11 protein-coding genes and 1 pseudogene are annotated in these 13,368 nt (G+C 71.0%); 5 read left to right on the top strand and 7 right to left on the bottom strand.

What is annotated here, in order from left to right:
- Nucleotides 1–112 precede the first annotated feature (112 nt).
- Both BS75_RS35570 and BS75_RS47285 read right to left on the bottom strand, forming a co-directional pair.
- Entirely contained in the window at nt 113–1,543 is a 1,431-nt protein-coding gene (locus tag BS75_RS35570) for an ATP-binding protein (protein ID WP_034091149.1), read from the bottom strand.
- Between the two features lie 360 nt (nt 1,544–1,903).
- Nucleotides 1,904–2,035, bottom strand: a pseudogene (locus tag BS75_RS47285) (SDR family oxidoreductase); the annotation flags it as partial.
- Between the two features lie 95 nt (nt 2,036–2,130).
- On the opposite strand from BS75_RS47285, the gene BS75_RS48790 reads away from it, so the two are divergent.
- Nucleotides 2,131–2,328: a hypothetical protein gene (locus BS75_RS48790; protein ID WP_034091148.1), complete on the top strand. Its 198-nt coding sequence runs from the start codon at nt 2,131–2,133 to the stop codon at nt 2,326–2,328.
- Between the two features lie 191 nt (nt 2,329–2,519).
- Here BS75_RS48790 and BS75_RS52445 read toward each other — a convergent pair whose 3' ends face one another.
- From BS75_RS52445 to BS75_RS35550, 3 genes are all read right to left on the bottom strand, one after another.
- Nucleotides 2,520–4,199, bottom strand: a complete 1,680-nt coding sequence (locus tag BS75_RS52445) for a carbohydrate binding domain-containing protein (protein ID WP_034091147.1) — start codon at nt 4,197–4,199, stop codon at nt 2,520–2,522.
- A 424-nt stretch (nt 4,200–4,623) separates the two neighbouring features.
- A complete protein-coding gene (locus BS75_RS35555; RefSeq protein WP_231607990.1) occupies nt 4,624–5,163 on the bottom strand; it encodes an AAA family ATPase in 540 nt (179 codons plus the stop codon).
- Nucleotides 5,164–5,198: 35 nt separating this feature from the next.
- Nucleotides 5,199–6,872 carry an FAD-binding oxidoreductase gene (locus tag BS75_RS35550; protein ID WP_052070127.1) on the bottom strand — a complete coding sequence of 558 codons (1,674 nt, stop codon included), beginning with the start codon at nt 6,870–6,872 and terminating at the stop codon, nt 5,199–5,201.
- A 308-nt stretch (nt 6,873–7,180) separates the two neighbouring features.
- Here BS75_RS35550 and BS75_RS35545 point away from each other — a divergent pair, with 308 nt between their 5' ends.
- On the top strand, nt 7,181–7,585 hold the full coding sequence (locus BS75_RS35545) for a nuclear transport factor 2 family protein (protein ID WP_034091146.1): 405 nt from the start codon (nt 7,181–7,183) through the stop codon (nt 7,583–7,585).
- 147 nt (nt 7,586–7,732) lie between these two features.
- On the opposite strand, the gene BS75_RS35540 is transcribed toward BS75_RS35545, so the two are convergent.
- Nucleotides 7,733–8,701 carry a helix-turn-helix transcriptional regulator gene (locus BS75_RS35540; RefSeq protein WP_034091145.1) on the bottom strand — a complete coding sequence of 323 codons (969 nt, stop codon included), beginning with the start codon at nt 8,699–8,701 and terminating at the stop codon, nt 7,733–7,735.
- A gap of 90 nt (nt 8,702–8,791) precedes the next feature.
- Between BS75_RS35540 and BS75_RS35535 the strand changes: the two genes are divergently transcribed.
- A complete protein-coding gene (locus tag BS75_RS35535) occupies nt 8,792–9,703 on the top strand; it encodes a DNA-3-methyladenine glycosylase family protein (RefSeq protein WP_034091144.1) in 912 nt (303 codons plus the stop codon).
- Nucleotides 9,704–9,911: 208 nt separating this feature from the next.
- Nucleotides 9,912–10,691: a YhjD/YihY/BrkB family envelope integrity protein gene (locus tag BS75_RS35530; RefSeq protein ID WP_042437142.1), complete on the top strand. Its 780-nt coding sequence runs from the start codon at nt 9,912–9,914 to the stop codon at nt 10,689–10,691.
- Nucleotides 10,692–10,712: 21 nt separating this feature from the next.
- Here the strand turns inward: BS75_RS35530 and BS75_RS35525 are convergent, their stop codons facing one another.
- A complete protein-coding gene (locus tag BS75_RS35525) occupies nt 10,713–11,657 on the bottom strand; it encodes a helix-turn-helix domain-containing protein (RefSeq protein ID WP_042437141.1) in 945 nt (314 codons plus the stop codon).
- 249 nt (nt 11,658–11,906) lie between these two features.
- Between BS75_RS35525 and BS75_RS35520 the strand changes: the two genes are divergently transcribed.
- Nucleotides 11,907–13,358 carry an MFS transporter gene (locus BS75_RS35520; RefSeq protein ID WP_081982968.1) on the top strand — a complete coding sequence of 484 codons (1,452 nt, stop codon included), beginning with the start codon at nt 11,907–11,909 and terminating at the stop codon, nt 13,356–13,358.
- Nucleotides 13,359–13,368 lie beyond the last annotated feature (10 nt).

Raw genomic sequence — 13,368 nt, 5'->3', positions numbered from 1 at the left:
GCGGAGGCTCCGATGAAGTTCGGAGGGGACGGGCACGGACTCGATGCCTCGCCGTGGCCAGCAGGTCGCCACCGACGTCCCCTCCTCGCGTTCGGCCCCGTCCTCCGCAGCGTCATGCACGTCGGGGGCGCCAGGCGCTGAGGAGATCCTCGGGTCCGTAGGTTGCCCGGAGTCCGGAGCAGCTGACGCCGCTTCGGGACACAGCGACGAGCGGGATCGGCTCGTCGGTGAGGGCGGCGCGGTGCTTGTGCAGGGATGCCAGGTCATGTGCGTCGAAGGGGGACGTCTCCAGCCATTTGATCGAGCCCAGGAACAACAGCTGTTTGGCCACGGGCTCGCGGTCGGCGCCCACGAGATCGATCTCGACGTCGTTGCTCCGGGTCCAGTAGCCGCCGACGACAGGAGCGGCTGGCATCACACCGTCCGGCAGTACACGAGCGAGGGCTTCACGGATCAGGGGCTCGATGGCGCGTCCGCGCCAGCTCGTCCATCGTTCCCTGATCCGGGCCAAGGTGAGGTCGCCGCGCATGCGCTCGATCTCAGCCATGTGCGGATCGAGGAACGCCAGCCAGAAGCGGAGGTAGGGGTCCGCGACCCGGTAGCGGCGCTCCTTCGAGGGATGGAGCGAGACCGGGAGTTCGGCCGCCACCACATGCTTGTCGATCAGAAGGTCTGCCGCTCGGGTGAGCGTGGAGTGGGCGATGCCGCCCGCCGCTCGGGCGATGTTGGTGAAGGTCCGCTCGCCGGTTCCGATGGCCCGCAGTACCTCCCCGCCCATGGCCTGTGGGGGGAACTCGGCAGCGAGCGAGCGCTCGGCGGAGACCAGAAGAGCGGAGATCGGGTTGTCCAACGCCGTACCGAGGAATTCCCACATCGTGGCCCCGGGCGGCCACTCCCGGCAGATCAGCGGGAGGCCGCCGGTGATGAGGGCGGCGTCGAAAGCGTCAGCCGGCTCCAGTTCGAGCATCTCACTGAGGTCCGCCGGGTTGAGCGGTCCCACGACGATCTCCCGTCCGCGCTGGTGGAACGGCCGGTCGTAGCTGTTGAGCGCCTTCATCATGGACAGGTCCGAGCCGACCAGTAGCAGCAGGACGGGCTTTCGACTGAGCAGGCGGTCCCAGGCCCGCTGGAGCATGCCCTCGAAGGCGTCGATGCGTTCCATGAGGTAAGGCACCTCATCGATGACCACCACACTGGGCGAGTCGTCCGGCAGGATTTCCGCCAGAAGCCGGAAGGCCGCGTTCCACTGATCCGGTGCCTCCTCTGCGAAGAGGGACTTGTCCGGCAGGGTGGAAGTGGCGACCGCCTCCCCCAGTTCCGCCAGTTCGTCGGCGGCGGGGCCGCCCCCGGCGGTGAAGAACAGATGGGGGACTTCTGCCTGTCGCAGGAACTCCTCGACCAGGGTGGACTTCCCGACCCGCCGCCGCCCGCGCATGAGCAGGCACTGTCCGGGCTGAGCGGCGCTGCCCACAGCACTGCGTACATCATCGAGCGCGCCCGTCAGGACTCGCAGCTCCCGGCCTCGGCCGATGAACCGATGCATAAGCAGCCTCCAGTGATAATACTCAGATAGTATCCATCAGGATGGTATCGCAATAGATACTATCTCTATCGGAACTATCATGGGAGCCGGTCGCACTCTGCGAGCAGGGCCGTCGGTCCAGCGGTTGCAGAGGTCGACGTTCCCGACCCCGGGGAGCACGCCGCAGGTGAACGTGACCCGCAGCGTGGTCGACAGGACGCCGTTGGTCGAGCGGATCAGCGGCAGCTGAGGATGCGCGCGGGGACAACCTCGACTGGACGGCCAACCGCGTCGCCAAGTCGCCCTGCTCCTCGGTTGAGCAGGGTTGCGGACGGTGTGGTGACGGGGCTTCGGCGACGGCTCCCCGGGGGTCCCCTCTCGGGCTCCGGCGCCGCCGTCCACCGGCACGATCGCGCCGGTCACCATCGAGGCCCGGTCGCTGAGCAGCCAGGCGGCCGCCCCGGCGACCTCGCGGGGCTCGGCCATCCGGCCGAGCAGGATGCTCGCGGTGATGCCACCTGTACCGTCCGCCGCACCCGGGACCGGTTGCCGGTCGAGATCGTGTGAGCGAGCCTGGTACGCACCGCCGTGAGTGGTCAGGAGGATGCATGGACGAGGCAGAGCGCACCGAGGCGTGCGAGCTGGACCCGGTGACCTGGGACGCGATGATCGACGCGCTGAAGGACAACGGCGCACCGGACGAGACCCTCAAGAACGTGTGCGCACAGGCGCTCGCCGCGATCAACGCCACACCCGTCGCGGCCCGCGACCAGTGGCTGGCCACCGGCATCAAGCACACCGACTGACAACGAGCCGGACAACCTGCTCGAAGCAGCCGCCGAGGTTCCGGGTCCCGAGTAGGGCCCTCGCCAGGCACAGCATGCGCAGCCCTCGTGTGCAGCCCCCGTGGGCGATCCGAGGCCGGTTCGGGCTCGGGTCGCCCACGGGGGTGGTTGTGCACCGGGGCGCGGGACGTCAGCGGAACATCAGCGAGGCATCAACGGCCCTGGAGGGACTTGACGTTGTCGCCGAAGGTCCAGCCCAGTGAGCCGTCCCAGTTGATCGACCAGGTCATGAGCCCCTTGAGCGAACCACCGAAGGCGTTCCACGACTGGCTGACCAGGCTCGGTGTCATGTAGCCACCGCCCGCGCCGGGTTGGGCCGGCAGGCCGGGAACCTGCTTGTCGTAGGGCACCGTGATCGTGGTGCCCTGGACGACCAGGCCGTTGTTCAGGCAGGTGGTCTGCGCGGTGAAGCCCTGGACGGTGCCCGCCTCGTAGGAGTCGCCGGAGCAGCCGTACATGCTGCCGTTGTAGTACTGCATGTTCAGCCACCACATTTGCCCGTTGTCGGCGTACTTCTTGATGATCGGCAGGTAGGAGCCCCAGATCGACCCGTAGGTGATGCTTCCGCCGGTGACGTAGGCGGTTTCGGGAGCGAACGTCAGGCCGAAGCCCGCGGGCATCTGGGACATCACGCCGTCGATGATGGTCTCCAGGTTGGCCTGGGAGGTGGACAGCGTGTTGATGTTGCCGCTGTCGGTCAGGCCGGTCTCCAGGTCGATGTCGATTCCGTCGAAGTTGTACTCCTTGAGGATGGGGACGAGGGTCGCCACGACCTTGTCGGCGACGGCGCTGGAGCTCAGGTCGATGCCTGCGTTGGCACCGCCGAGCGACATCAGGATCGTCTCCCCGGCCGCCTTGGCCTGGCACATCTCGGCGGGGGTCGGCACCTGGACGCCGGTGTCCATGCCGTTCTGCCATTCGACGGTGCCGTCCGAGAGGATCACTGGGAAGGCGGCGTTGATGACGTTGTAGCCGTTCGCGGCGATCCGACCGTCCTCGATGGGGATCCAGCCCATGCCGGGGTGGACGCTGGAGTTGTCCCAGTTCTCCCAGTAGCCCTGCAGGACCTTGCCCGCCGGCTTGGGCTTGGTGGGGCAGGTGGCGCCGCCCGGCGGCGTGGTGGTGGGCGGGGCGGTCGTGGGCGGGGCGGTCGTGGGCGGGGCCGTGGTCGGTGGAGCGGTGGTCGGCGGGGCCGTAGTCGGTGGAGCGGTGGTGGGCGGGGCCGTAGTGGGCGGGGCCGTCGTCGGCGGGGCCGTGGTCGGCGGGGGGCTGCTGCCGGCGGGGCCGGTGAGCGACACATCGTCCGCGTAGTACGCGGGCTGCCCGTACCAGCCGTGCAGGTAGATGGTCACCGAGGTGGTGGCCGACCCGGTGCTGAAGCCGACGTTGAGCTGGCTGTACGACGGGCTGCTCGCCGTCCAGGTGGAGGGGGCAGCAGCGGTGAGGCCGGTGCCGGTGGCGCCCAGGTAGACGTAGCTGCCCTCGACGTAAGCGCTCAGCGTGTACTGGGAGTTGGGCTGCACGCTGATGGTCTGGGTGCACTGGGCGTCGTCCTGGCCGGTCGGCGTGGCTTCGAGCGCGGAGACGCCGGAGTGGACCGGGCTGCTGACGGTCGTGGCGGTGCCGCTGGAGCAGGTCCAGTCGGCGAGTCCGCTTTCGAATCCGGGATTGGCCACCAGGTTGGTGGTGGCAGCCCCGGCCGTGACCGTGCCGGCCATGACGAGCCCGGTACTGATGACGGCGGCGGCACTCACCCCGGCAAGGGAGCGCCTCAGGGCGGTCTGCCCGTGCGTGGCGCGGCCGGTGCGGTTCACCTGCGATGCGCGTTCCACGATCGCCCGCTGCGGACGAACGGCACGGAGCGGCTCGCTCCCGGCCTGGTCGCCTTCGGGGCGGCCGGCATCCGGACGAGGGCGGAATCCACCCGAAAGACGTAACGTACGTGACCTCCGACGGAACATGCTGTGCTCCCTTCCCGCCGAGCGCGTTGGACTCAACCGACGCGTGGGGGCGTAACGCCCGGCTCTGGGTGAGGTGGGGACTTGTGGGGGTGTACTGGTCCGGAGCGTAAGAGGGGTGGCCAGGCCCGTCAATAGGTCTGGACCAATAGCAGGAATGGCATGGACCAATCGTGCTGGGCGCCCCACAGCCGTCGACATCCGAGCAAGGACGATTCGGCATTCCCAGGACCGGGAGAATGATTGACGCCGAGTCAGTACCGGCGGTCGGGAGCTGCTCCAGCGTCTCCCTGGACCGTCAGAAGGAGTCCGGTGCCACGATCTCCTCGCCCTCGCCCCGAGGCGGTTCGAAGCGGGCAAAGAAGTCGTCCAACGCCTCCGGCGTGACCGGAAGTGCGTTCGCGTCCCCGCGACGGTTGCGCTCCTCCAGCCGCCGCAGCAACTCCTGCCGCCCCAGCGGGAAGTAGAGCAGCCGCCAGCGGCCGCCGGCCGCCTCGACCAGTTCCTTCATCGCGTCGCGGTCCTTGCGCGGCCACGGGCCGTGGTCCCACACCACGTCCCGGCCGGCTGCCACCAATGCGGCGAGCTGCCGGTGAAGCTCGGCGACGGCGGGGGCCTCCTTCTCGAAGTAGGCGTGCTCGGGGTAGTCCACGCCGTAGCGGCCGTGCCGCGCGAAGACCACCTCGTCCACCGCCAGCCGGACCACCCCTGCGGGCACCAAAAGCCGCTCGGCGTAGGTGGTCTTGCCCGAACCGGTCAGTCCCACCAGCAGATACACCAAGGGCACTGCTGAGGTCTGCTCCTCCGCCACCACCGACTCCCCTCCGATCAGTGCCACGTGGCGCCTGCCCGCCGTCGGTCTCGCGCCGGGCGTCAGTGGCCGGTGCTCGCCTCGATCGACATCGCGTGGTGGAAGACCCCGCGCGGGTCCCACCGGGCCTTGACGGCCTGCAGTCTCGGGTAGTTGTCGAGATAGTAGAGCGTGGACCAGGGCACACCCGAGGTGTTCCACGCCGGGTCGGCGAGGTCGACGTCCGGGTAGTTGATGTACGAGCCGTTGCTGGTCTCGTCCGGGACCGGGACTCCGCCGGTGGCGCCGTACACGGCTCGGTAGGCCCGGCGCACCCAGGAGATCTGGCTCGCGTCGTCGGACTCGTAGAGCCATGCGGTGGTGAACACCGCCTTCATGACCACGTCGCGCTGAGCGGTGGCGGTCGCGTCCGACGCCACCGCCTGTACCTGGCCGCCGTAGCCGATGAGCAGGAATCCGTCCGCCGAGGTCCCGGCCGGATCCTGCAACGCGGTGGCAAGAGCGGCGAGTTGGGCGTCCGTGTAGCCCTTGCGCAGATACCCGGCCTTCAGCTTCTGCCTGCGGGTGAACTTGTCACCGCCCTCACCGTCGCCCGGCCAGGTCACCATGTGGAGCCAGGGCAGCACGCCCGCCGGGGCCTGGACGGTGAGCCCGGTCCCCGCGTTCACCGCATCGACCAGTTCCTGGCTCAGTCGCTCGACGTCGGGCCAGGCCGCGTCGGCCTGGATGACCACTTCGAGCGAGCCGCCCTGCGCCGGGCAGGTGGCGATGAGGATGGCGTACAGGCCGGTACCGGGCGCACCGGGGGCGCTGTTGTTCTCGTGCCAGGTACCGAAGTTCCGGAGCAACTTGATCAGCGCCTCGGGCGACATCTTCGGATCGGCCCAGTCCCAGCCGGCGAGTTGGAAGTACATGTTCCCCGGGGCCGGGGGCAGCATCTTCTCCGGCGGCTCGTCGCCGGTGGCTCCCGGGTCGCGCAGCCAGTACTTGGTCACGACGCCGAAGTTGCCACCGCCGCCACCGGTGTGCGCCCACCACAGCTCGCGGTTGGGGTCGTCGGCCTCACGGGTGGCACGCACGACGCGGACCGAGCCGTCGGAGTCCACGACCACGACCTCCACGCCGTAGAGGTGGTCGACGACCGAGCCGTACCTGCGCGAGAGCGGCCCGTACCCGCCGCCGGCGAAGTGCCCTCCGGCGCCGACATCCGGGCAGCCGCCGGCCGGGATCGTCACACCCCAGCCCTTGAACAGCGCCGTGTACACCTCGCCGAGCCGCGCGCCCGGCTCGACCAGGAACGCACGCATCTGCGGGTCGAACCCGACCGCGTTCATCGGCGAGAGATCCAGCAGCATCCTGATGCCGGGATCGGCGGTGAAGTTCTCGAAGCAGTGGCCTCCGCTGCGCGGCGCGACCCAATGCCCGGCACGCACGGCGTCCTGCACCGCGCGCACCACCTCCTCCGCCGAGGAGACCACGCGCACCTCGTCCGGCGCACCGACGAACCGGAAGTTGTCGCCGCTCAACATGCTCTCGTAGCGGACGTCCCCCGGCCTGATGGAGAACGGCCCGAACGCGACGGGCTGTGGCTCGGCCCCCGGGGCGGCAGCCGTTGCGGCGCCTGTCCCTGTCCGTGCACCCGCACCCGCGCCGGCTGCGGACGTCGTCGCGGCCTCGGTGACCGGGGAGCCCAGCGCACTGAGCAGACCCGTCGCCGCGACCGTGCCGACTGCCACAGCCCCTCCCCGTCCGAGCAACTGACGGCGGCTCACCCGGTCAGCAGCGCGTCCCCCCGCTGTCTCCTCGGTCATCGCGGCGTGCCCCTTCCCGATCGGCGGATGCTGTCGGTAGCACATCAGAAACTACACATCAGGGCGGACCGACACGCGTACTCCGAGTCAGCGGCGCCGCTGAAGTTCTGCCCACGACCGCCCGGCCGGTGCGAAAATGCAGGAGATCGCGCAGCGCGGAGCGCCGGTGTGCGCGGGACGACATGGAGGGCGGGGCACTCGAACCTCCGGCCGCCTGCAGAAGGGACGACGCGATGGATCCCGACATCCGGATCAGGACCGCGATCGAGGAGCACTGGCAGGCCTCGGAACGCGGTGACATCGAGGCCGAGCACGCCATCTACGCGGCGGACGCAATCCTCGACTACCCGCAGTCGGGCGAACGGTTCCGGGGCCGCGAGACGATCTCGGCGCAGCGTGGCGGGCACCCTGCCAGCCGGCATTTCACCGTCCGCCGGATCATCGGCGGCGGGGACCTGTGGGTGAGCGAGTGCGTCATCACCTACGACGGAGTGCCGACCTTCACCGTGAGCACCATGGAATTCGCGCACGGGCAGCTCGTCCACGAGACCCAGTACTTCGCGGACGCCTTCGGCGCGCCGGAATGGCGGGCGGCACTCGCCGAGCCGATGCCCGGCAGGACTATCGCCAGGACCTGATCAGGGCTTCGGGCGACCCCGCCTCCTGTCCGCCGGCGTTCAGCGGCCACAGAGGGTTCAGCGGCCGCCGAGGGTTCACCCGCCGTAGACGGTTCAGCGGCCGTAGACGGTTCAGCGGCCGTAGACGGTTCAGCGGCCGTAGACGGTTCAGCCGCCGTAGAGGGCAGCCACCCCGGCGGCTGCGGCGGCGAGCTCGGCCCGGGCCTCGGGCGGATCGAGGACCTCGACGTCGGTGCCGTGGACCAGCAGCGCGCGGACGGCGGGTAGGGCGGGAAAGCCCAGGTGAAGCACGGTCCAGTCGGCGCCGGGGGTCGGCTGCTCGGGGGCGCCGAGCAGGTTGGCCGACTGGATCCGCAGGAACATGTCCAGCCGGGTGCACCGGACCAGGCAGCGGACCAGCACCGCGTCCGAGCTGCGCTCGACCTGTTCGCGCAGCTCGGACCAGACCTCGGCCAGGCCCTGGCCCGGGCGGCGGCGGACCGGTTCGGAGGTGGTCGTCGCGGACCGCACCCGGTCCGCCCGGAACAGCTGCGGCCCGCCGTCCCGGTCGGCCACCAGATACCAGACCCCGGCCTTGCTGACCAGGCCGTAAGGGTCCACGGTGTAGCCACGCGGCTCGGTACTGCCGCTGTGCCGGTACACCAGTTCCAGCCGGCGGTCGGTGAAGACGGCCTGCTGGAGCTCGGCCGGCTCGACGCCCGTGGGCGCGGCCGGGGCCGCGCGCCAGCGGGCGGGGTCGACCAGGATGCGTTCACTGGTGCGTTCCGCGTCCGCCCGGTAGGGCGCCGGGAGTGCCGCCATGACCTTGCGCAGCGCGGAGTCGATGGCGTTGCCGAGGCCGAGCGCATCATGCGTCCCGTCGGCGGTGAGCACGAACAGCGCCCGTGCCTCGTCGTGGGTCAGCCCGGTCACGTCGGTGCGGTAGCCGACCAGCAGCCGGATGCCGCCGTTGCGTCCGCGTTCGGTCCATACCGGCACGCCGGCCGTGGAGAGCGCCTCGACGTCCCGGTAGACGGTGCGGACCGAGACCTCCAGCCGCTCGGCCAGTTCCACGGCCGTCACCCGGCCCCGGGTCTGCAGCAGCAGCATGATCGAGAGCAGCCGGTCAGCCTTCATGGGAACCCAGCATAAAACCTGACGGGCGATGTCAGGTTTCAGCGGGACGGTGGTCCCGGACAAGCATCGAGATCTCCGGAGGACAGACCCATGAGCAGCACCGCCACCACTCGGCACCGGTCCGCCGTCAGCCTGCACCTCCCGGCGCGGGCCCCCTTCGACTTCGGCGCCTCGCTCGCCTTCATCGGTTCCTTTCCGGCGATGACCGGGCAGCAGGGCCATTCGGGTGCGGCGCTGACGCTCGCCCTGCGCGGCAACTCCACCACACTGGCCGCACGGCTCACCGCCGCAGCCGGAGGCGCCGGTCTGGACTGCGAGCTGACGGCGGACGTCCCGATCGACGGGCCGACCGCCGACGCCGCCGCCGACCGGCTGAGCTTCTATCTCGGTCTGGACGACGACCTGTCGCCGCTGTACGCCGCCGCGCGGCGCGATCCGGCGTTCCAGCGGGTGGCCGAGCGGCTGTACGGCTACCACCAGGTCAAGTTCCCTTCGCCGTTCGAGCTGCTGTGCTGGGCGATCCTGTGCCAGCGCGTCCCGATGCCGGTGGCCAGGGCCATGAAGCAGTCGCTGGTGGAGGCCGTGGGCAACCGGATGGAACTGGACGGCCGGGTGCTGTGGGCGTTCCCGGAGGCCGAGCAGTTGGCGGCCCTGGACGAGGACGAGCTGACCGCCCTGATCGGCAACCGGCGCAAGGCCGGCTTCCTCCACGGATCGATCCGCCGCTGGCTGGACCTGGACGAGGGCTTCCTTCGCGGCGGCGACCACGGCGCGGTCCGCGAACGCATCCTCGACCTGCCCGGCATCGGCCCCTGGTCGGCCTCCTTCCTGCTGATCCGTGGGCTCGGCCGGATGGAGCACATCGGTTACGACCGCGAGCTGGCCCGCGCCGCCTCCCGAACGTACGGGCACCCGGTCGACGAGCCGGAGTTTCGCCGGCTCGCCTCCGGCTACGGCGAGCTGCAGGGCTACTGGGCGCACTACCTGCGGGTCGCCGGCTGAGCCACGCCCCGCCCGGCCGGTTCGGTTCACGCGCCCGCACGCACCTTCGCGCACCTTCACGCGCCTGCGCGCGCCGCAGCGGCCGACCTGACCTGAACGGGTGGGCCGCGCCGCGACACTCCACGAGCTCCCTCGCGCGCCACCGGGTCCTGTGCGCCCGGCGTGCGTACGATCGCGGCATCACTGTCGTCCCGGAGGGCAAGCAGGTATGAGGGCCCGACAAGCGAGCGCCTGGGTCGAGAGTCCGGCCGGTGCCCGCCTTGTTCGGCTGTACCGACGCTCCTCCCGGGTCGAGTTGATGCACCGGGCGCTGGGCTTCGCCGCGCTCGGCTTCGTGGCCCTGATGCCCCTGCTGATCGTCATCGCTGCGGTCTCTCCGGTGGAGTACGGCGGCTTCGGACAGTGGGTCTCCAGCGCCATGGGTCTGTCCGGACAGTCGGAACGCACCGTGAAACGTCTGTTCGCACCGTCGCTCCGGGTGCTGAGCAGCACCGACGCGCTCGGCCTGGCGATCGTGTGCGTGTTCGGCCAGACCTTCGCCTCCAGCGTGCAGACCGGCTACGAGAAGATCTGGGACCTGCCACCGCGGATGCTGCATCGCCTGTGGCAACAGGTGCTGTGGCTCGCGGCTCTGACCGGCGTGTTCTACGCGGAGACCTTCATCTCGCACATCCCGGCGCCGTGGACGGGGGTCGTCCGCGCGCTGCTCTGGACCCTGCTGTTCTGGTGGGGGCCGTGGGTTCTCCTCGGCAGAAGGGTGTCCTGGCGTGCGCTCCTGCCCGGCGCCGTCCTCACCACCCTCGGGATGATCGGCCTGCTCGGATTCTCCAAGCTGGTGTTCACCTCCATGGTGGTGTCCACCGCCGCGACCTACGGCTCGGTGGGCACCGTACTCACCGTCGTGACCTGGATGGTGGCCGTGGGGTTCGTGTTCTTCGGTGGAGCACTGCTGGGCGAGCAGTGCCGCCGCGACAGCCTCGGCGGGTAGCGGAGCGGCGACAGCACGGGGTCAGCCGACGGGGGCGTGGGTCCGGGCCGGGGCGGCGGCGGGTGCGGGTCCGGCGGCCGGTTCCGGGTGGCCGACCGGCGTCGGCTGCGGGTGGGCGTCCACGGACTCCAGGCGGAGCATGGCCTCCTCGTCCGGGGTGCCGGGGGCTGCCTGGTAGACCACCATCCGCTGGCCGCCCGTCCGGGCCAGCTGCATGACCTCGTAGGTCAGGGTCATCGGTCCGACCTTCGGATGCTGGAAGGACTTCTGCCCGCCGCCGCGCTCGCAGACGTCGTACCGCTCCCAGAGGCGTGCGAACTCCGGTGACTTCAGCACCAGTTCGCCGACGAGCACGGTCAGCTCGGGGTCGTCCGGGTCGGCGCCGGCCACCTTGCGCAGATGCGCCACCGAGAGCGCGACCGTCTCCGCCCACGGCTCGTAGAGCGTCCGGCCGAGCGGGTGGAGGAAGAGATAGCGGGTCAGATTGCGCTGGTCCTCCGGCCAGTCCCAGAGTCCGGGCAGCAGTCGGCGGCCGGGTGGGTTCGCGGCCAGGACCCGGTTGTAGCGGCTCACCACATAGGCGGGCAGTGGGCGCACCGACTCCAGCATCCGCAGGACCGAGTCGCGGACGGTGTGGTCCGAGCAGGCCGACAGCTCGGAGAACCGGCCCGAGGCCAGCTCCGCGAGCTCGTGCAGGCGTTCGTAGGCATCACCGCGCAGCCGCAGGGCGCGGCCGAGGGCGTCCACCACGGCCGGCGAGGGGTTGGTCTCCCGGCCGCGCTCCAGCCGGATGTAATAGTCGACGCTCACCCCGGCCAGCACGGCCAACTCCTCCCGGCGCAGCCCGGGAGTGCGGCGTACGCCCGCACCGGCCGGGAGGCCGGCCTCCTCCGGGCGCACCTGCGCCCTGCGGGCCTTCAGATACCTGCCGAGCTCAGTGCCCCGCGTGTCCGCTGCTGCTGCCATCCCGCCATTGTCGCAGGCGGCCGCGGAGCGTTGGGGGGGTGTGCCAGGGCCTGGAACGCCGCACCACCGGCACAGCGCGGTCTGCCGGACGGTCCCGGTGCGGACGCATAGTTGATCCGGAGCGGGCGGCGCGATCGCCGTGGCCCAGGGGGTGCAGGACACCGGACCGCAGCCCGGGCGAACTGTCGCCGCCCGCCCGTCCATCTCTGACCGACCGTCAACCGCACTCCTCCTCCCAAGGGATTCGCCATGTCGAGCAGCCAGCCCCGGTCCACCGTCGCCGCTCCCGGGTACGCCCCCGAGGGCTCGGCGCCGCCGGTCCAGCGACGCCCGCCGGATCGGGCCCGACCAGCCGTGCCCCGGCGGCGGAGCGGCGTCGCGCTGGTCGCCTCGCTGCTCGGGTTCACGGTGATCACCATCGACGTCTCGGCCGTGAACATCGCACTGCCGGCGATCCAGGGCTCCCTCAGCGGCGGGATGGCCGGGCTGCAGTGGGTGGTGGACGCGTACACCCTGATGTTCGCGGCCCTGATGCTCTCCGCCGGCGCCCTCGCCGACCGTGCCGGCGCCCGCCGCGCCTACGCCTGGGGTGTCGCCCTGTTCACCCTCGCCTCCCTCGGCTGCGCGCTCGCGCCCGGCATCGGCGTCCTGGTCGCCACCCGCGTGGTGCAGGGCGGGGCCGCCGCGGTCGTGATGCCGGCCTCGCTGTCGCTGATCCGGCAGGCCTACGACGACGCCCGGGCCCGCGCCCGCGCCATCGCGCTGTGGACCGTCGGCGGCTCGGTGGCGATGGCCGCGGGCCCGGTGCTGGGCGGGCTGCTCACCCAGGAGGTCAGCTGGCGGGCGGTCTTCCTGCTCAACCTCCCGGTGGGCGCGGTGATCCTGGGCCTGCTGGTCCGGGTGCCGCGATCCCCGCGCCGTCCCGCCGCACTGGACGGCGGGGGCCAGCTCACCGCGGTACTCGCCCTGGCCGGCCTGGCCTTCGCGGTGATCGAGGGCGGCCACCTGGGCTGGACCAGCGGTCCCGTGCTGGCCGCCGCCGCAGTCGCCATCGGCTCCGGCTGCGCCTTCCGTACGATCGAGGCCAGGCACCGCCAACCCATGGTCCCGCTCGGCCTGCTGACGAACCGTGAGGTCTCGGTCCCGCTGGCGGTCGGCTTCGCCGTCAACGCCGCCTTCTACGGCGGAATCTTCATCCTCGGGCTGTACTACCAGCAGCTGCGCGGAATGTCGGGGATCACGGCCGGGCTGATGTTCGTCCCGATGTCGGCGGTGGTGACGGCGACCAACCTGGTCTCGCCCCGGCTGGCGGAGCGGATAGGACGGCGGCCGGTGATCGTCGCCGGGCAGCTGGTCTTCGCGGCAGCGATGCTGGCCATGCTGCCGCTGGCGGCGCACACCCCGGTGTGGCTGGTGCTGGTCCTGCTGCTGCCGTTGAGCATCGGCGGGGCGCTCGCGGTGCCGGCGCTGACCGCGCTGCTGATGGACGCCGTCCCCGGGGAACGCGCCGGGACCGCGTCGGGGCTGCTCAACTCCATCCGGCAGACCGGCGGTGCACTCGCCGTCGCGCTCTTCGGCAGCCTGCTCACCGGCTCCGGCGGCGGCTTCTCCCTCTCGGGGATGCGCTTCGGCCTCCTGGCCGTGGGCGCACTCCTCCTCGCCACCGCCGTCCTCTCCCGCCTCCTCCTGCCCCGTCGCTGACCCCCGCCGC

It is taken from the genome of Streptacidiphilus albus JL83, from assembly GCF_000744705.1.
Classification (GTDB): Bacteria; Actinomycetota; Actinomycetes; order Streptomycetales; family Streptomycetaceae; genus Streptacidiphilus; species Streptacidiphilus albus.
Note: the sequence above shows the minus strand (reverse complement) of the source record. Positions and strands in the feature narration are given on the sequence as shown.